This window comes from Andreprevotia lacus DSM 23236 (assembly GCF_900176275.1).
GTDB lineage: Bacteria > Pseudomonadota > Gammaproteobacteria > Burkholderiales > Chitinibacteraceae > Andreprevotia > Andreprevotia lacus.
Map to the genome: position 1 here is coordinate 195,566 of NZ_FWXD01000003.1, position 19,288 is coordinate 214,853.

Consider the following 19,288-nt stretch of genomic DNA (forward strand, 5'->3'; position numbering starts at 1 on the left):
GCCAATTACCCTTGCCCGGGCCGGGCATAAAAAAAGCCTGCCGAACCGGCAGGCTTTTTGCGTCCATCGCGCTTACTTGCGTACGCGATTGAACACGATGCCTTCGCTATCGAACAGCAGGCAATCATCTTCCGGGAACAGTACGTGGATCGAATCACCGTACTTCAGCTCGGTGGTGTGACCCGGCAGCTTGAGGCTGAGGATGTCGTTGATGCCCGGGATTTCGATGTACGCCAGTACATGGTCACCCAGGTGCTCGATCAGGTCGACGCGGGCCGGCACGGCACCAGCTTCACCCATGGAGGCCACGCGCAGATGCTCCGGACGGATACCCAGCGTCACCTCATCACCGACCTTGCCGCGCTTGGCGTCAACGGCAGCACGCAGTGTCACGCCCTTGGGCAGGCGCACCACGGCGATACCCTGCTCAACGCCTACCAGCTGTGCCTTGAGCAGGTTCATCTTCGGCGAACCGAGGAAGCCGGCCACGAACAGATTGGACGGGTTTTCATACAGATCAAGCGGCGAACCGACTTGCTGGATGATGCCGGCGTTGAACACCACGATACGGTCGGCCAGTGTCATGGCTTCGACCTGGTCGTGGGTCACGTAGATCATGGTGGTGCCGAGGTCCTGGTGCAGCTTGGACAGCTCGACGCGCATGTTCAGACGCAGCGACGCGTCCAGGTTGGACAGCGGTTCGTCGAACAGGAAGACCTTGGGGTTACGCACGATGGCGCGGCCGATGGCCACGCGCTGACGCTGACCGCCCGACAAGGCCTTGGGCTTGCGCTCCAGCAGATGAGTAATCTGCAGGATTTCAGCGGCCTTGTTCACGCGCTGGGCGATTTCTTCCTTGGCAGTGCCGGCAAGCTTGAGCGCGAACGCCATGTTGTCGGCAACCGACATGTGCGGGTACAGCGCGTAGGACTGGAACACCATCGCGATACCGCGCTTGGAAGCGTGGATATCGTTGGACAGGGTATCACCGATATACAGGCTACCTTCCGTGATGTCTTCCAGACCGGCGATCATGCGCAGCAGCGTGGATTTACCGCAGCCCGACGGGCCGACGAAAACGACGAATTCGCCGTCCTTGATTTCCAGGTCCACACCCTTGATGACTTGAACATCCTTGGTGTAGTTCTTTTTGATGCCTTTGAGGGTAACCGAAGCCATTGAGTCGATTCCTTAAAATATCTGGTATGCGTGAGCCGTGGCTTACTTGACCGCGCCGTCGAGGCCGCCGATGAAGTAACGCTGGGTGAATGCGAAGAAGATGAGAACCGGAATCACCGTCATGACGATGGCGGCCATCACCAGGCTGGTCGACGTGGCAAACGGACCGGTCAGGTCGTTGAACACGCCCACGGCCAGCGGAAGTTTTTCCTTGCTGTTCATCACGATGGACGGCCACAGATAGTCGTTCCAGGCGTTCACCAGAGTGAAGATGGTCAGCGCGGCAATCGACGGAATCGACACCGGCACCATCACGCGCCACATGATCTGCAACTCGGTAGCACCATCGACGCGGGCCGCATCCACCAGATCCTGCGGGATCTGCTCGAAGGCCTGCTTCATCAGGAAGATACCGAAGGCACCGGCAAAGTTGGGGATAATGGCGCCGAAGTAGCTGTTCAGGCCCACCCACTCACGCATGTTCCAGTCCGACGGCAGATGCAGGTGCTCCTGCAGCGCAGCAGCCCACATGCCGAAGTTCTTCAGCGTGATGAAGTTCGGGATGATGTTGGTTTCAGACGGCAGCATCAGCGTGGCGATGATGCCGGCGAAGATCAGCCCGCGGCCCGGGAACTTCAGGCGTGCCAGCGGGTAGCCCGCCATGACCGAAACAGCGACCACACCGATGATGGTCCAGAAGGACATGATGGTGGAGTTCTTCAGATACACCATGAACGGCATTTCCGCAAACACGCGCTTGAACCACATGAAGCTGAAATCATGCGGCACGAAGGCATCCGGGAACAGCCAGATGTAGGACGGGTCAGCCGACAGTGCGACCGACAGCGCCCAGAAGAACGGGAAAGTGGTGAAGGCCATGAAGGCCAGCAAGCCTGCGTATTGAAGAATCAGGCCGATAATGCGACGAAGCGTATTGGATGCCATGTTGGTTACCTTGACCTGTTATTTCTTGTCGCCGAAGAAGCGGAACTGAACGACGGCCAGGATCATGCAGAAGAACGTCACCACCAGACTGGCGGCAGCTGCGCGACCGAAGTTGTAGTTCTGGAACGCTTGGGCATAGACGTAGAACAGTGCGGTATAGGTATCCGACTGACCACGGGTCAACACCGCGACTTCCTGGAAGATCTTGAGCGCGGCAATGGTCGACAGCAGGGTACACAGCAGGATGGTCGGCTTGACCATCGGCACGGTGATTTTCCAGAAACGCTGCCAGGCGTTGGCGCCGTCAAGCACGGCGGCCTCTTCCACTTCGGCCGGAATGGCCTGCAGACCGGCAAGGTACAGCACCATGTAGTAGCCGATGCCTTTCCAGAACACAAAGCCCATGACCGAGAAGATGGCGATCTTCGGATCACCGATCCACTGGATGTCCACCACCTGGCCAGCAGCCAGGATGTGCAGCTTCTGCAGGAACCAGGTCAGGACCAGGTTGAGCATGCCGTCATACTTGTAGACGTTGGTCCACACCACGGCAGCGATCGATACTGCTGTAATAACCGGGATGTAGTATGAGGCCCGGAACAGGGTGATAAAAGGCAGCTTGTCATTGACCAGCTTGGCCACAACCAGCGCGGCGAGCTGAATCACCGGCACGACGAGCAGACACAAGAGGGAGTTCTTGATGGCCTGGTGGAACAGCTCTTCGCCATAGATGTATTTGAAATGGGCGAAGTTGTTCCACGTCGACGTACCGTCGGCAAGACTGTAGTCCTGGAAAGCGAGATAAGTGTTAAACCCGACTGGCCAGAAAGTGAAGATGCCCATCAAAATCAAGGCGGGGGCCAAGAATAGATAGGCGATAGCGGTATAGCTGCTGGAAGTTTTCACGGCGCAACTCGACTGGATTTTTAATTCTTAGGTGGGGAAAAACGGAACTGCCGTTGCCGGCAGTTCCGTTTTTTTGAAGCTTGCTAACTCAAGTAAAAATTACTTGGCCAGCTTTTCGTTCCAGGCGGCAACAACTTCATCCAGAGCGGCCTTGACCGGCTTGCGGCCTTCGATCGCGCTTTGAACTTCGTCTTGCAGCTTCTTGGTCAGAGTAGCTTCGTCCGGCAGAACGCCCGGAGCCAGGTACAGTGTACGAGCGTTGTCCATCGAACCGGCAGCAACGGCACGAGCTTGGTCGACAACGTCAGCCGACTTGGCGCCAGCCTGGAAGTACGGATCCAGGTTGCCCTTCTTGGTGGACGGGAAGGTGGTTTCTGTCGCCTTCGAGAACAGAACTTGCTGTTCGTCGCCAGTCAGGTACTTGCCCAGCTTGGCAGCAGCGGCCGGATCCTTGGCACCCTTCGGTACCACGAAGTCCATCAGCCATGCGCCGAATGCTTGCTTGCCAGCATCTTCCGGGAACTTGGCAACGCCAGTCTTGTCGTAGATAGCCTTGGCATCGGTTTCAGTGCGCTTCAGAGCCTGCGGAGCAGTCGTCATCATCGCGATCTTGCCAGCGTTGTACAGGGCGATTTCTTGTTCGAATTCAACCTTGAACACGTCCTTCGGCAGCACGCCAGCCTTGTACAGGTCAGCGAACTTCTGCACGAATGCTACGTGCTTCGGCGAGTTGAACACAGCCTTGCCGTTTTCGATAACCGGCAGACCAGCGTAGTAGAACCAGCCCACGAAGTTGCCCAGCTTCGGCGCGAATGCCGGCAGGCCAGTCTTGGCAGTGATTTGCTTGCCGTCAGCAACCAGTTGGTCGAAGGTCTTCGGAGCAGCCTTCACGCCAGCCTTGGCCAGGATGTCCTTGTTGTAGGCAATGATCGAAACCGAGTTGTACCACGGGAACGCGTACACCTTGCCGCCGACGGTAACGTCCTTCAGGGCAGCGGTGGAGTAGTTGTTCTTGTCAGCGCCCAGGTATTGGTCCAGAGCGACCAGGTTGCCTTGAGCAGCGAACTCGTGCACCCAAGGCACGTTGAAGTTCACCAGCGCCGGCGGGTTGCCAGCAGCGATCGACGCAACCAGCTTCGGCTGGATTTGGTCCCAGTTCATGTCAACCCACTTGGCCTTCAGGCCCGGGTTGGCAGCGTTGAACTTGGTGACGGCTTGGTCAAAGTAACCGTTGAACTTCGGAGCCAGGTTCATGGTCCAGAATTCGAGTTCGGTGTCAGCGTGTGCTTGCAGAGCAGCAAAGCCGAACACGACCGCGCCAACGGCCAACATCTTCTTGAGCTTCATCTCTTGTCTTCCTCGAGGAGTTACCGACAAAAACGCCCGGAACAATTCCCGGCGATTACACCACATCTGACCCAGTGCTAAACCACTAAATCATGCGGATTTCTAATTTTGCAGCGGCAGTGTACCAGAGAAACTACCGCTGCAAATCTATTCAAACCATCCAAACTTACTTCTTGGCAGAGAACTTTTCGTTCCAGTACGCTGCTGCCTCATCCAGCGCCTGCTTGGCAGGAGTACGGCCGGTGATGGCTGCTTCCACAGCCTCGTCCAGCTTCTTGTTCATGGCAGCTTCGTCCGGCAGGCCCGACACGGTCAGCGTCTGGGTCACCTTGATCGAATCGGCTGCGGTCGACAATGCCTTGGCCACCGGATCGTTCGACTTGGCACCTGCCTGGAAGAACGCATCAGCCAGCGCCTTGTTGGTCGACGGGAAGGTGGCCGATGCCTTGGCAAACGCCAGCTGCGCATCATCCGAGGTCAGGAACTGACCCAGCTTGACCGCCGCATCCGCATGCTTGGAGGTCTTGGGTACAGACCAGACAAACAGATAGCCGCCGAAAGGCGTCTTGCCACGCGCCAGCGGGAACGGGGCCACGCCGGTCTGCGCATAGATCTTCGGTGCGTCGGTTTGCGTGCGTTTCAGCGCATGTGCGCCTTCGGCAAAAATGGCGACCTTGCCGCCGTCAAACGCTGCGATCTGCTCTTCGAAGCCCATCTTGTACGCATCCTTCGGGATGGCGCCAGACTTGTAAGCATCTGCAAACGCTTCAACCAGCTTTACATGCTCGGGGCTGTTGAACACCGCCTTGCCGTTTTTCACCACCGGCAAACCGTCATACAGGAACCAACCGGCAAAACCGTCGTTCAGCTTGGGCGCGAAACCGGTCACGCCCGTCTTTTCCTTCACCTGCTTGGCCACGCTCAGGAGCTCGGTAAAGCTCTTCGGCGCCTCTTTCACGCCGGCCTTGGTCAGCAGCTCCTTGTTATAGAACAACACGCCGGTCACCTGGTACCACGGCATGCCGTAAATCTGTTTGTCGCCTTCGTAGGTCACGTCCTTCAACGCGCCCTGGGTGTAATTGCCCTTGAAACCGGCCACCTGTTTGGTAATCGGCAGCAGCAGCTTCTTCTGCGCCAGCTCGTCCATCCACGGCTTGGGCAGATTCACCAGATCCGGCGCGGTACCGCCAGCCAGCGAGGCGGTCAGGCGCGGCAGGAAAGCATCCCAATCCACATCCACCCACTTGGCTTCGATGTCGCCTTGCGACGCATTGAACTTGCCAGTGAGATCCTTCATCACGGTATCGAACTTGGGCGACAGGCTGTTCGACCAGAATTCGATCTTGGTTTTCTCGGCCGCCATTGCCGTCATGGTCGTTACCGCAAATACGGCTGCAGTCAGTGCCAGCGAGCGTTTGAACTTCATCATCGATCTATCCTTGGACTAGGTTTTGGACTTTTTGCTCAACGCAGATCGCCAGGCGAAGTAACCATAATCACTCGCCACACGCCTCGTCAAATCGTTGTTATATGGCGCCAGCCACGCTGCGGGTCGACCTGGACGGGCCGCTGCATCTCGCCTGCCAGCGTTATCTGCACTGGTCTGGACGGAGCGCCGCAACTGGTATCGGCTGGGCCAGATTACAACAATTTTTGCGGGCAATGAATGTGCACTGCAGCAAGGTTTGACCTCTCTCAAGATCGCCCCGCCGCCATGCATGCAAGGCCCAAGCAACGCCGCTTGTAACCCAGGACGGAACGCACCAGATTGAAACTACAAAGCACAGCCACGGCGCAGCGCTTTCGCACTTTAAAAACAGCGAATTAGCCAATACCGAACAAGCGTTTTATGTAGTTCGGGAAATACCTGATGCACCAAAATGGCGTGCAACTACATTTTGTCATATAGCCGCAAGTGGCCAGCCACACAGCAAGACAACAATGGCAGCCGTAAACGCTGGCGCGCTTTGGCAGGCGCAATGCAGCAGCATGCGCAAAAAATTTGTTGCATTTTTACAACCATGACATGGAAATGAGCAGAAACCACAATTGACGCAGCCAGTCAGACTGCGGTTTCAGCGGTGCAGTTCGACCACGAAATCGTAGAAATCGCTGCGGAACCAGGAGTGAGTCAGCTCGACTGCCTGACCGTTGTCGCGATAGCCGACACGGATCAGATGCAGCATGGCGCCGCCCACGGGGATATCGACCAGCCCGGCCAGGCGCTCGTCGGCATTGACTGCAGCAATGTGCTGCAGCGCGCGCACCACGGCCAGCCGGTGCACACTGAGGAATTCATACAGCGAATCGCCAATCAGCTGCGGGTTGGGCACCAGCGTTTGCGGCAGCGCGGTTTCTTCCACCGCCATCACCGTATCGTTGGCGGTACGCACGCGCAGCAGGCGGCTGACCTGGCTGTTGGGGGCAAGATTGAGGCGGGAGGTTTCTTCCGGGCTGGCAGCCACCACTTCGCGGCTCAGCCATTTGGAGCCGGGCGTGAAGCCACGCTGCTTGAGCATCTCGGACAGATTGGTCAGCCGGGTCAGCGGCTGTTCAAGCTTGGGGGTAATGAAGGTGCCAGCGCCCTGCCGGCGCAGGATCAGCCCCTGTTCATAGAGCAGATCAAGCGCCTTGCGCGCGGTCACGCGCGAAACACCGAGCAGGTCGCAGAAATTGCGCTCGGACGGCAGCGGCTCTTCGGGGCGCCAGAAACCGGCCTGGATGGCGGCAGCCAGCTTGTGGGCCAGCTGCAGGTAGAGCGGTGTAGCGCTGTCCGGATCAGGCCGGAGCACTTGCAGTTTCTGGGTTGACTGCATGCGTTCGGCCCTCCTGCGGGATCAACGCCTCAAGCTCGGTTTAGTGCTGGTGTTTGTGAATCAACAGCAACGCGCCTGCGCACGAGTCTTTTTGCGGCCGGCTGGTGGTAGCGAGGAAGCTGGCCGGAATATACGGGCGCAATGCTTCGGACAGGCCACCACCGCAGATCGCCAGCGGCAGTTGCGGTGCGGTGGCACGCAGCGCCTGGCCGATGATCTCGACTTCGCGGCCGGCATCGAGCAGGAAGGATTTGGCCAGCTCGTCCTTTTCGCCAAATTCGACCACCACGTGCGACAGCGATGCGCACTCGGTCTGCTTCATCTTGCCCATCCACTCGAACACCTTCTCGCGCGTGTCACCGGTAATCGACAGCAGCTTGCGGCCAAAGTCGGTCAGCGGGCGGCGGCCGTCCATCAGGCGCTGCACGTGGTTGATGGCCTTCAAGCCCAGATAGGCACCCGAGCCTTCATCCGAAGTCGGGAAGCCCCAGCCGCCCACTTCAAGGCGCGAACCATCGGCCAGCCAGGCTTCACCGATAGAACCTGTCCCGATGGCGATGATGCCGCCATGCCCGCCATTGTGTGCGCCCAGCAGGGTGGAAAAGCCGTCCGTCTCGACCACGATCTGTGCAAAACCCGGGTTCTTGTTCTCGAACTCTTGCGCCCATGCCTTCACGGTGACGCCGGACAGGCCAAAGCCGACCGCGCACTCGTGGAAATCCGGGCGGTCGATGCCCAGTTTGCGAAAGCCATCGCGGATCGCCAGCGTGATATTGGTCCAGGCCTTGTCGACGCCCTGGCCGAGTGCCGACGGGCCACCTTCGGCGCGCACCAGTTCAACGCCATCAAGACCGGCGATACAGATACGGGTGCCGGTACCGCCACCATCAACGCCGATCAGATACTTGATACTCATTGCTTGTCCTTGTGAAAATGCTGTTTTCATCGCCGCTTGTTTGCGGCTGTTGGTTGGCGCAGCGCGCCTGCGTATGCCAAGCGCCTGATAGGTATATATAGACCAGAGCGCAAATCTAGTCAGCCAGCCCGGTTGCTGTCAACGCAGCAGACAAGACAACGGCGCAAAAAACGGACAGGACCTCCGTTTTTGCGCCGTTTTCCGGTGCCCGTATCGCAGCTCAGGGCTTGATGAGTGACGACACCTTGGCATGCAGGCCGCACTCTTTCAGATCGGGGTTTTCCCACCACCAGCGGCCGGCACGCACATCCTCGCCCATGGCAATGGAGCGCGTACAGGGCGCGCAACCAATCGACGGGTAGTGCTGATCGTGCAGTGCGTTATACGGTACGCCGTTATCGCGGATGTATTGCCAGACTTCCTTCTCGGTCCACTCGATCAGCGGGTTGAATTTCTCCAGCCCGTTGCCGCTGTCGAATTCCTTGATCTGCATCTCGGTACGTGTGGTCGATTGCTGGCGACGCAAACCGGTAATCCACGCCTTGCGGCCGGCCAGTGCGCGCTTGAGCGGCTCCAGCTTGCGGATGCGGCAGCATTCCTTGCGCAGGTCCACCGATTCATAAAAGGCATTGATGCCTTTTTCGTTCACGTACTGCTCTACCTGCGCCGCATCGGGGAAGTAGACCTTGACTGGTATTACCGGGTAACGCGTGGCGGTTTCCTGCATCAGCGTATAAGTCTCGGCCGGCAGGCGGCCGGTATCGAGGCTGAACAGATCGATCTTGAGACCATGCCGGGCGATCAGATCGGTCAGCACCATGTCTTCGGCGCCATAGGAATTGGCAAAAATCGCCGGGCTGTATTCGGCTTCGATCTGCTTCAGGCACGCCAGCGTATCGGCAATCTTCTGTTCCAGGCTCATTCCACTACTCCCTCTAGTCGCTAACAGGCGCAAAGCACTATTTAAACACGAGCATACAGCCAACGATGCCCAGCATCACCGCCAGACACGGGCGCAACACCTTTTCCGGCACTGCACCGGTCAGATGGCTGCCGACATAAATGCCCGGCAGCGAGCCACACAGCAGGTTCAACAGCAAAGCCCAGTTCAGGTTGCCAAGGCCGGCATGGCCAAGGCCGGCCAGCAAGGTCAACGGCACCGCGTGGGCGATTTCAGTGCCCACCAGTCGTGCCGTCGGCATGCGCGGATACAGCAGGAACAAGGCCACCGTGCCTAGCGCCCCGGCGCCGATCGACGAGAGCGTAACGATCACGCCCAGCAAGACGCCGACACCAATGGTGGCCCACAGCAGGGTGCGCGGTGGCAAATCCAGCCAGTCACTGGCGTGCTGCTGCGCAAACGCCAGCAAACGGTTTTTACACAGAATGGCCAGCGCGGTAATCACCAGTGCGATGCCCAGCGTGAACTTCATCAGCTTGGTAATCGTAGATGGGTCTGCATGCGACAAATGCAAGACGAGAATGGTCAGCGCTGCAGCCGGCAAACTGCCCATCGCCAGGCGGCCGGTGATGTCCCAATCGATATTCTTGTGCTTCTGGTGCACATAAATGCCGCCGGACTTGGTAATCGCGGCATACAGCAGATCGGTACCAACCGCCGTCGGCAGGCCGACGCCCAGCCGTGCCAGGATGGGCGTCATCAGCGAACCGCCCCCTACCCCGGTCATGCCGACGATGAAACCCACCGCCAAACCGGAAACCACATAAACCCAATTAAGCTGCGCCAGCAGCTCGGACAACCATGCCATGATGCCCATACCCAGTTGCAAATAGCCGGCGATCATAACATCATGTTTATAAGTCCTTAGACTGTTATGTTACGATGATAGACGCATCGGTTATTTATTCGGATAGGCCATGAAGCTGCAGCAACTGCGTTACCTCGTCGAAGTCGCCAAGCAAGGTTTGAACGTGTCGGAAGCAGCTGAAAAGCTGCACACGTCGCAGCCGGGCATCTCCAAACAGATCCGTCTGCTGGAAGACGAACTGGGCGTACAGATCTTCATCCGCAACGGCAAGCGCGTGGTGGACGTAACCGCGCCGGGGCGCGAAATCCTGCGCATCTCCGAACGCATGCTGATGCAGGCGCAGAACCTCAAGCGCATCGGCGAGGAATTCGTCAATGTCGAGGGCGGCAGCCTGACCATTGCCACCACGCACACGCAGGCGCGCTACGCTCTACCCAAGGCCATCAAGGCTTTTCTGGCGCGCTACCCCAAGGTGCGACTGTCGATCAAGCAAGGCAGCCCGACCCAGATCAGCGAAATGGTCGTCGATGGCAGCGCCGACCTCGCCATCGCCACCGAGGGCATCGATCACTACCCCGAGCTGGCCATGCTCGATTGCTACAACTGGAATCGTGACGTGGTCGTGCCCGTGGGCCACCCGCTGGCAGCATTGGATCACCCGATCACGCTGGACGAAATCGCTGCCTATCCGCTGATCACCTACGATTTCGCCTTTACCGGTCGCAACAAGATCAACCGCGCCTTTGAAAATGAAGGGCTGACGCCGAATGTGGTGCTCACCGCCATCGACACCGACGTGATCAAAACCTACGTCGGCCTCGGCCTGGGTGTCGGTATCATCGCCAGCATGGCGTTCGAACCGGAACGCGACACCGGCCTGGTTGCCATCGAAGCTGGCCATCTGTTCGACCCCTCCACCACCCGCATTGGCATCCGCCGCGATGCCTATCTGCGCGGCTACGCCTTCGACTTCATCGAACTCTTCGCCCCGCACCTCACCCGCAAGCAGGTGCAGGATGCGTTGCTGTGCGAGATCAGCGATGGAAATGAGGGCTAAGTTCGAGGACAACAGCCCGCTGAGCACTACCCGATCACACATGGAAACCAACGAAGAATGATCGGATGGCTCATGCAGCACGTCTACTTAGTATTCGGATTTGGTTTGGTTTGCGTGCTGTGGGCCCTGCTGTACGTGCTCACACATCGTGACAACGATCAGGAGCAGCACCCAGCATTAGATTTTTGTTTGGTGTGGCCAATATTGCTGAGGTAATACCGACAACATGCCAGCAAGAGATCAGGCGTTGTTGTGGCCACAGGCTTGATCATTATGCTGGCGATAATCCTGCTGGATCTTTGGCTAAACCCGTCACGCTAACAAGCGTTGACCTACCGTTGCAGGCTCTGCGAGGTTCAACAATCGTGCGGGGATCTAGCGCGCCTGTGCTGGTGTGCTGTCCAGAGATCGCTGAGCACAGGAATGTCGCGTCGTTGCGCTTCGGCAAACAAGTCTGCCGGCCAGCGCCAGCCCGTCAGCGGCAAGCGGATTTGCTCATCTGACATCAGTTGAACGAAGCCATCCCTGTCCATGAGGAAGCCGGTTTCACCCACCGTTTTGATGTCGGACCAAGGCACGTAGCGACGTTTCCTGCCCAGACGACGAATACTGACGCCTTGATCATCGATGGCGACGCGCGTAGCCAGCAGCGTATTGGCAACCAGAAACGGCAGCACACACAAGACGATGAGCACCGGCAGAGGGATGGCGAGCAGTGCCACCACGAGCGCATGGAGTCGCCATCGCAGGCAGCGCCACAGGCCAGTCGCCGCCAGCCAGGGCTGACGTACTGCCTGACGGCGCACGTTACTCAAGTCGCCGGGCAAGGAGGCCGCATAAAACTGCCAGCGCGACCGCAAGCCCCTGATGGCGTTATGCAGCAACTCAGTACGTGTCGGCCCCGGAAGACGCCACCACCGCCGCAGGTCATGCATTAGCAATCCTGCACGCAGCAGCAGTCCCAGACTCCATAGCCAAGCCAGAATGCTGAACACGAGATGCATCAGTTTGCTGCCTCCAGTTGACATCAATGTCGTCAAACCAGCGTCCGGGGGTCTGAGCCCGCACGAGGGCATTACGCGCCAAGCCGCGCCATCAGTGCCTTGACCTCGTCCAGCCAAGGGTCAAGCTGCCCAGCTTCCAGCCATAGCTCGCGCGTTTCGGACTCATGCATTACCGCCCGGGTTATCCGTCTGGCATTGGCAAGCACATAGGGAGGTGGTGGCGCGGTCTGAGCAAGCCACTGCGCCATACTTTCAGGCACCCCACTTGCCGGGCGCCCGAGCGCTCCGGCAACCAGTTCGGCAGCACACAGCGCGGCACTGGCGGTGCGGTCTGATGCGCCGCCGTCTTGCGCCACCTCACCGGCAGCTACGTCCAGCACCCGCTCAACCGCTTTCCAGCCAGATGCCGATGTCAGCTCTGCCATCGTATCCAGCGCCACATCATTACCCAGTGTGCTCGTATCCCATGCACCCATATCGTCGCCCACAATCAAACCAACTGTTGCTCACCGCAAACGCTGCCATAGCCCCGCCAGATACAAAGCCCGCTCCATGGCAACGTCTGCACTCATGGCATCCAGCGCATTCTTCAACTGCGGGATGAAATGATCGACCACGACATCCGGCGACGCGCCTGCGTTGGCTACCCAATTTGCCAATAATGATGGCAAGCCGTCGCACGGCTTGCCCAGCCCTGCGGCCAGCATTTCTGCAGCAATCAGCACCTCCGGCGCCAGATCGTTCGCCACGGCGGAGGAATCAGCCCAGGCAAACAAGCTGTGCCAGCCTTTCAACTGACCTGCCTGCGATACCAATTCACCATGCGCAAACACCATCAACGCTTGCGGCTTGGTTGGCCCATGTTTCGGCCAGCAACCGACCCGATAAACCGGAATGCCCCGCTCTGCCGCCCCTTGCAGCAAGGTTTCGATATGGGCAAAGGCATCGAGTGCGACATGTTCGCCATCTTGTAATACCAACGAGGCGGACACATTCTTGCCACCGTCATGGCGCAATAGCACTTCGCTGACGGACGCCCACGAGATAGACCGTTTGCGTCGCCACGGCCAGACGATGGTGATGTCCACCGCTTCATTGCGTACACGGGCGCCAGCAAGCCAGCACCACACCAGACTGAGTGCAATGCCCAGGCAATACTGCGGCAGCAACAGCAGTTGGAGCAAAACACCTAACCCACCCAATAGAACACGCCACGGCCATGCGGTCTCGGCCCACGCCCCACCCTGCCGCACCGCTTTGCAGGATGGCTGGGTGGTGGCATGTCGGGCGCTCAGCATCTACATCACTAGCGTTGAGATTTAGCCAACAACTGATCCGCCCAAAAAATGCCGGTCGTGGTCTTGCCATCCGTCACGCGGCCATCCAGCACGGCGGCTTTGAGCTCGTCCAGCGACATTTCGATCAGTTCCAGAAACTCGCCCTCATCCAGCCGCGCTTCGCCAGCGACCAAACCCTTGGCCAGGTAGACCTGGATTTCTTCGGAGCTGTAGCTGATCAGCGGGTGAATCACGCCGAGGTATTGCCACTCGCTGGCGGTGTAGCCGGTCTCCTCCAGCAACTCGCGGCGGCCGCATTCCAGCGGGTCTTCGTTCGGGTCGAGCTTGCCGGCGGGGAATTCGATGAACACGCGGTTAAGCGGAAAACGGAACTGCCGCTCCATCAGCAGCTTGCCGTTGGGCAACACCGGGATGATCATCACGGCGCCGGGGTGCACCACGTATTCGCGTGTGGCGCTGCCGCCGTCGGGCAGGCGCACGGTGTCGCGGTTGATGTGCAGCAAGGCGCCGTCAAATACGCGCTCGCTCGCAGTCTGGATTTCAATCAGGTGGCTGTCGTCTTGCATGGTCTGGTTCCCGGGGCGAAGAAAAGCGGCGGCCGAAGCCGCCGCGTGATATTGCGAGTGTAATCAAGCAGGCGCCACGAACAAAACCCAGCGCAACAGCGCTGGCAAGGCACGCGTAATGCAGCCAGCGGGGTTTTGTTCGTGAGTGCTCAGAGCTTGACGGGCGTCACGTTCCAGATATCGGTCGCATACTCGTTGATGGTGCGGTCGGCGGAGAACTTGCCCATGCCGGCGATGTTGAGTACCGCCTTGCGCGCCCACTCGTCCTTGTTGCGGTAGAGCGCGTCCACCTGATCCTGCGTGTCCACATAGCTGCGGTAGTCGGCCAGCAGCTGATAGTGATCGCCCCAGTTCACCAGCACATCGAAAATCTGCCGGTAACGTGCCGGGTCGTCCGGACTGAAGGTGCCGGAGGCCAGCATGTTGAGCACTTCGCGCAGCTCGGCATCGTTTTCGTAGTATTCGCGCGGGTTATAACCATTGCGGCGCAGCGCTTCCACCTTGTCGGCGGTGTTGCCGAAAATGAAGAAGTTGTCGGCCCCCACTTCCTCGCGCATTTCCACATTGGCGCCATCCAGCGTGCCGATGGTCAACGCGCCGTTCAGCGCAAACTTCATGTTGCCGGTGCCCGATGCCTCGGTGCCGGCGGTGGAAATCTGTTCGGACAGGTCAGCGGCCGGGATGATCAGCTCGGCCAGCGTCACGCCATAGTTCGGCACGAACACCACCTTGAGCTTGTTGCCCACGCGCGGGTCGTTGTTGATCTTCACGCCCACGTCGTTGATCAGTTTGATCACCAGCTTGGCCATGTGATACGCCGAGGCCGCCTTGCCGGCAAACACCACCACGCGCGGCACAATGTCGGCATTGGGGTCTTTGAGGATGCGGTTGTAGCGCGTGATCACGTGCAATACGTTCAGCAACTGGCGCTTGTATTCGTGGATGCGCTTCACCTGCACGTCGAACAGTGCGTTCGGGTCGATCACGCCGCCCAGCTTGCGCGCCACGAACTGCGCCAGCCGCTGCTTGTTGGCCAGCTTGGCCTCGGCCACGGCGTTGACGAAGGCGGGAAAATCGATGTGCTGCCGCAGCTCGGCCAGCTCGCCCAGATTGCTGCGCCAGGTCTTGCCGATGTAGTGGTCGATCACGCCGGCCAGTGCCGGGTTGGCCTGCGCCAGCCAGCGGCGCGGGGTGATGCCGTTGGTCTTGTTGTTGAAACGCTCCGGGTAGAGCTTGGCGAAATCGGCAAAGATGGATTCGACCATCAGCTGCGAATGCAGCGCCGACACGCCATTGACCTTGTGGCTGGCCACTACGGCCAGATAGGCCATGCGGATCTTGCGCTCGCCGCCCTCGTCCACCAGCGATACACGGCGGATCAGCTCGGCGTCGTCGCCCAGGCGCACGCGCACTTCCTTGAGGAAGGCGTCGTTGATTTCCAGAATCAGCTTGAGGTGGCGCGGCAGCACGCGGCCCAGCATGTCCAGCGGCCAGGTTTCCAGCGCTTCGCTCATCAAGGTGTGGTTGGTATACGAGAACACCTGACGGGTAATGCCCCAGGCATCGCGCCACAGCATGCCGGCATCATCGATCAGGATGCGCATCAGCTCGGGAATGGCCAGCACCGGGTGGGTGTCGTTCAGGTGGATGGCGACTTTTTCATGCAAGCGGGTCAGGTCTTTCGCTTCCGGGTGGCCCTGGCGGTAGCGGCGCAGGATGTCCTGTAGGCTGGCCGACACAAAGAAATACTCCTGGCGCAGCCGCAGCTCCTTGCCCGAATAGGTCGAATCATCCGGGTAGAGCACGCGCGAGACGTTTTCCGATGCGTTCTTTTCCTCGACCGCAGCAAAGTAATCACCCTGGTTGAACTTGGACAGGTTGATTTCATTGCTGGCCTTGGCCGACCACAGGCGCAGGGTGTTGGTGGCCGTGGTGTCGTAGCCCGGAATGATGTGGTCGTTGGCCGAGGCAAATACGTCCTGCGTGTCCAGCCAGCGCACCTTGTGTTCGCCCTCGTCCTGCAGCCGGCCGCCAAAGCGCACCAGATACTGCACCTCGGGGCGCGAGAACTCCCACGGATAACCGTTGGCCAGCCAGTAGTCCGGTGATTCCACCTGGTTGCCGTCGACAATGCGCTGCTTGAACATGCCGTAGTCGTAGCGGATGCCGTAGCCATAGCCCGGCAGGCCCAGCGTGGCCATCGAATCGAGGAAGCACGCAGCCAGACGGCCCAAGCCGCCGTTGCCCAGCGCGGCATCGGGTTCGATGTCGTCGATCTCGTCGTAATCGATGCCGAGTTGGTCCAGCGCGGTGCGCACTTCGTCGTAAATACCCAGCGCCAGCAGGCCGTTGGTGAGCGCGCGGCCCATCAGGAATTCCATCGACAGGTAGTAAACCCGCTTCACATCCTGCGAATACTGCGCGCGGGTAGTCGCCATCCAGCGTTCGATCAGGCGATCGCGCGCGGCCAGCATGGTGGCAAACAACCAGTCACGCGGGTTGGCGGTGATCGGGTCTTTGCCGATGGCAAACATCAGCTTGTTGGCAATCGAGCGCTTGAGCGCTTCGACATCATTGCTGGGGGAGTTGTGTTCAAACGCGGCCGTCATGGTTGCTCCACTGCTCATGTCTTGAATATGGTGTCGCTGCCGGCGCGCTCATGCGGCCAGCAGGCGGGTATACAGGTCGGTATAGGCGTGCGCGGCAGCCTGCCAGCCAAAGTCGCGGCGCATGGCGCTGCGGCGCACGGTTTTCCAGCTTTGCGGCTTGGCCCACAGTGCAAAGGCGCGGCGAATGCCGGCGGTGAGGTCGGCGGCGGTGAAGTCGTTGAAGACGAAGCCGGTCGCGGTTTCATCGGCCAGGTTTTCCAGCGCCACATCGACCACGGTATCGGCCAGCCCGCCCACCTTGCGCACCAGCGGCAGCGCGCCGTACTTCAGGCCGTAAAGCTGGGTCAGCCCGCACGGTTCGAAGCGGCTGGGCACCATGATCACGTCGGCACCGGCCATCACGCGGTGCGATTTGTCCTCGTCATAGCCGATACGCACGGCCACCTGCTGCGGGTTGGCGGCAGCCTTGGCCACAAATGCGGCTTCCTTGTCCGGATCGCCCGAGCCCAGCAGCACGAACTGCCCGCCACGCGACACGATTTCGTCCAGCGTATCCAGTATCAGGTGCAGGCCCTTTTGCTCGGTAATGCGGCTGACCACGGCAAACAGCGGCCCGTCACTGTCGGTGGCCAGGCCCAGCGCTTCTTGCAGCGCCTGCTTGCATTTGGCCTTGCCCGCAGGCTTGTCGGCGGTATAGCTGGCGGCAATCAGCACATCGGTCGCCGGGTTCCAGACCGCGTCGTCCACGCCATTGAGCACCCCCGAGAGCTGCGCGCCGCGATCACGCAGCAAGCCATTCAGGCCGCAGCCCTGTTCTTCGGTCGTGATTTCATGCGCATAGGTGGGCGATACGGTGGTGATGTGGTCGGCGTAATACAGCCCGGCCTTGAGGAAAGACACCTTGCCATGGAATTCCAGCCCTTCAATGTCGAAGAAATCGGCCGGCAGACCCAGCTCACCAAAGGCGTCGGCCGGAAACAGGCCCTGGTACGCCAGATTGTGCACGGTCAACACGCTGCGCGCCGGCCGGCCGCGTGCGGCCAGATAAGCCGGCGCCAGCCCCGCATGCCAGTCATGCCCATGCACCACTTCGGGCCGCCAGTACGGGTCCAGCCCGCTGGCCAGCTCGGCCGCCAGCCAGCCCAGCAGGGCAAAGCGGCGGTGATTGTCGCCATAGGGTTGCTGCGCGTCGTCCTGATACGGGTTGCCCGGCCGGTCATAGAACTGCGGCGCGTCGATCACGTATACCCCGGCGCCGCTGCCCGGCAGGTGCGAATAAACCAGCCGCACATGGCCAAACGGGGTATCCAGCTGCGCGACGTCGCCCTCTTCCGGCAGACCAGCCTTGATGGCGGGAAAGCCCGGCAACAACAGCCGGACATCAACACCCAGCCCGGCCAGCGCCCCCGGCAGTGCGCCGGTGACATCAGCCAGACCGCCGGTTTTCAACAAGGGGAACAATTCCGAGCAGACGTGCAGTACGCGCATTGCAGACCTTCCTTGAAAGACAAGCCTGCCCAGTGTGGGCAGGCTTTTTTACAGCAGTACGTTGCCTCAGCAGGTGGTCTGCTGGCCCAGCATGCTCTTGGTAATCAGCACCACGCCGCTGTCGGTGCGGTGGAAACGGCGTGCATCTTCCTCGGCATTCTCGCCGACGATGGTGCCCTCGGGAATGATGCAGCCCCGGTCGATCACGCAGCGGCGCAAGCGGCTGGAGCGACCTATCACCACCTCGGGCAGGATGACGGCCGAATCGACGGTGCAGAACGAGTGCACGCGCACCTTGGAGAACAGCACCGAGTTGAGCACCAGCGAGCCGGATACGATGCAGCCGCCCGATACCAGCGAGTTCAGCGTCATGCCGTGGCTGCCGTTGTGGTCCTGCACGAACTTGGCCGGCGGCAGTTGCTCCTGGAAGGTACGAATCGGCCAGTCCTGGTCGTACATGTCCAGCTCGGGCATGACCGAGGCGAGGTCGAGGTTGGCTTCCCAGTACGCGTCGACTGTACCGACGTCGCGCCAGTAATCCTTGGCAGCCGGGTCGGACTTCACGCATGACATCGAGAACGGGTGCGCAAAGGCGCGGCCTTCGCCGACGATCTTGGGGATGATGTTCTTGCCGAAGTCGTGCTCGGACTTGGGGTCGGCCAGGTCTTCGTCCAGCAGGCGATACAGGTAATCGGCGTTGAATACATACACGCCCATCGATGCCAGCGAGGTATCGGGCTTGCCCGGCATGGCTGGCGGATCGGCCGGCTTTTCGACGAAGGCAGCAATCTGGCGGGTTTCGGTCACGTCCATCACGCCAAAGGCACTGGCCTCGGCACGAGCGACCTCGATGCATGCCACGGTGCAATCCGCCCCCAGCAGCACGTGATCGACCAGCATGCGCGCGTAGTCCTGCTTGTAGATATGGTCACCGGCCAGCACCACGACGTATTCGGGGCGATAGCTGCGCAGGATGTCGAGATTCTGGTACACCGCGTCGGCAGTGCCGCGATACCAGTGTTCTTCATCCACACGCTGCTGCGCCGGCAGCAAGTCGACGAACTCGTTCATCTCGTTGCGCAGGAAGGACCAGCCACGCTGGATATGGCGCAGCAGCGAGTGCGACTTGTACTGCGTCACCACGCCGATGCGGCGGATACCCGAGTTCAGGCAGTTGGACAGCGCGAAATCGATGATGCGGAACTTGCCGCCAAAATACACCGCGGGCTTGGCGCGGTGATCGGTCAGCGCCTTCAGGCGCGAGCCACGCCCGCCGGCCAGCACCAGCGCCACGGCCTTGTTGGGCAGTTGGCGGGCCAGCGTGGCCTTGTCGATCAATTGCATTTCCATGGCTTACATCCTCTATCGACTGTGATGGCCCGGCGATA

Annotated in this window: 17 protein-coding genes; 1 reads left to right on the forward strand and 16 read right to left on the reverse strand. The window is 59.9% G+C overall.

All coding sequences use genetic code 11. The features are described 5' to 3' along the window. Positions 1–72: 72 nt before the first annotated feature. The 9 genes from B9A19_RS03955 to B9A19_RS03995 all read right to left on the reverse strand — a co-directional run bounded on the left by B9A19_RS03955 (position 73) and on the right by B9A19_RS03995 (position 9,914). Positions 73–1,179 (reverse strand): ABC transporter ATP-binding protein, encoded by a 1,107-nt coding sequence (locus B9A19_RS03955; RefSeq protein ID WP_084089244.1) that lies wholly within the window; start codon positions 1,177–1,179, stop codon positions 73–75. A gap of 42 nt (positions 1,180–1,221) precedes the next feature. Further along, positions 1,222–2,124, reverse strand: coding sequence for a carbohydrate ABC transporter permease (locus tag B9A19_RS03960; RefSeq protein ID WP_245804260.1), 903 nt, complete (start codon positions 2,122–2,124; stop codon positions 1,222–1,224). A gap of 18 nt (positions 2,125–2,142) precedes the next feature. Further along, entirely contained in the window at positions 2,143–3,030 is an 888-nt protein-coding gene (locus B9A19_RS03965) for a carbohydrate ABC transporter permease (protein WP_245804261.1), read from the reverse strand. A gap of 99 nt (positions 3,031–3,129) precedes the next feature. Then, positions 3,130–4,377 carry an ABC transporter substrate-binding protein gene (locus tag B9A19_RS03970; protein ID WP_084089245.1) on the reverse strand — a complete coding sequence of 416 codons (1,248 nt, stop codon included), beginning with the start codon at positions 4,375–4,377 and terminating at the stop codon, positions 3,130–3,132. A gap of 166 nt (positions 4,378–4,543) precedes the next feature. Next, positions 4,544–5,806: an ABC transporter substrate-binding protein gene (locus B9A19_RS03975; RefSeq protein ID WP_245804262.1), complete on the reverse strand. Its 1,263-nt coding sequence runs from the start codon at positions 5,804–5,806 to the stop codon at positions 4,544–4,546. 646 nt (positions 5,807–6,452) lie between these two features. Continuing rightward, positions 6,453–7,193, reverse strand: a complete 741-nt coding sequence (locus tag B9A19_RS03980; protein ID WP_084089246.1) for a GntR family transcriptional regulator — start codon at positions 7,191–7,193, stop codon at positions 6,453–6,455. Between the two features lie 40 nt (positions 7,194–7,233). Next, positions 7,234–8,109 carry a glucosamine kinase nucleotide-binding domain-containing protein gene (locus B9A19_RS03985; RefSeq protein ID WP_084089247.1) on the reverse strand — a complete coding sequence of 292 codons (876 nt, stop codon included), beginning with the start codon at positions 8,107–8,109 and terminating at the stop codon, positions 7,234–7,236. Between the two features lie 220 nt (positions 8,110–8,329). Beyond that, complete coding sequence (locus B9A19_RS03990) at positions 8,330–9,031, reverse strand: phosphoadenylyl-sulfate reductase (RefSeq protein WP_084089248.1); 702 nt, start codon at positions 9,029–9,031, stop codon at positions 8,330–8,332. A gap of 37 nt (positions 9,032–9,068) precedes the next feature. Beyond that, complete coding sequence (locus tag B9A19_RS03995) at positions 9,069–9,914, reverse strand: sulfite exporter TauE/SafE family protein (RefSeq protein WP_245804263.1); 846 nt, start codon at positions 9,912–9,914, stop codon at positions 9,069–9,071. A gap of 73 nt (positions 9,915–9,987) precedes the next feature. On the opposite strand from B9A19_RS03995, the gene cysB reads away from it, so the two are divergent. Further along, positions 9,988–10,935 carry an HTH-type transcriptional regulator CysB gene (gene cysB / locus B9A19_RS04000; protein ID WP_084089249.1) on the forward strand — a complete coding sequence of 316 codons (948 nt, stop codon included), beginning with the start codon at positions 9,988–9,990 and terminating at the stop codon, positions 10,933–10,935. 356 nt (positions 10,936–11,291) lie between these two features. On the opposite strand, the gene B9A19_RS04005 is transcribed toward cysB, so the two are convergent. The 7 genes from B9A19_RS04005 to glgC form a co-directional block, all read right to left on the reverse strand. Beyond that, positions 11,292–11,939, reverse strand: coding sequence for a PH domain-containing protein (locus tag B9A19_RS04005; protein ID WP_084089250.1), 648 nt, complete (start codon positions 11,937–11,939; stop codon positions 11,292–11,294). A gap of 71 nt (positions 11,940–12,010) precedes the next feature. Beyond that, a complete protein-coding gene (locus B9A19_RS04010; RefSeq protein ID WP_245804269.1) occupies positions 12,011–12,427 on the reverse strand; it encodes a DUF4259 domain-containing protein in 417 nt (138 codons plus the stop codon). 18 nt (positions 12,428–12,445) lie between these two features. Next, the gene (locus tag B9A19_RS04015) at positions 12,446–13,027 is read right to left on the reverse strand and encodes a hypothetical protein (RefSeq protein ID WP_139798635.1); all 582 of its coding nucleotides are present in this window, start codon (positions 13,025–13,027) and stop codon (positions 12,446–12,448) included. 218 nt (positions 13,028–13,245) lie between these two features. Then, positions 13,246–13,803, reverse strand: coding sequence for an NUDIX domain-containing protein (locus B9A19_RS04020; RefSeq protein ID WP_084089253.1), 558 nt, complete (start codon positions 13,801–13,803; stop codon positions 13,246–13,248). Between the two features lie 149 nt (positions 13,804–13,952). After that, positions 13,953–16,412: a glycogen/starch/alpha-glucan family phosphorylase gene (gene glgP / locus B9A19_RS04025; RefSeq protein ID WP_084089254.1), complete on the reverse strand. Its 2,460-nt coding sequence runs from the start codon at positions 16,410–16,412 to the stop codon at positions 13,953–13,955. A gap of 48 nt (positions 16,413–16,460) precedes the next feature. Then, a complete protein-coding gene (glgA, locus tag B9A19_RS04030; RefSeq protein WP_084089255.1) occupies positions 16,461–17,900 on the reverse strand; it encodes a glycogen synthase GlgA in 1,440 nt (479 codons plus the stop codon). Between the two features lie 66 nt (positions 17,901–17,966). After that, positions 17,967–19,250 carry a glucose-1-phosphate adenylyltransferase gene (gene glgC / locus B9A19_RS04035; protein ID WP_084089256.1) on the reverse strand — a complete coding sequence of 428 codons (1,284 nt, stop codon included), beginning with the start codon at positions 19,248–19,250 and terminating at the stop codon, positions 17,967–17,969. Positions 19,251–19,288: the final 38 nt, after the last annotated feature.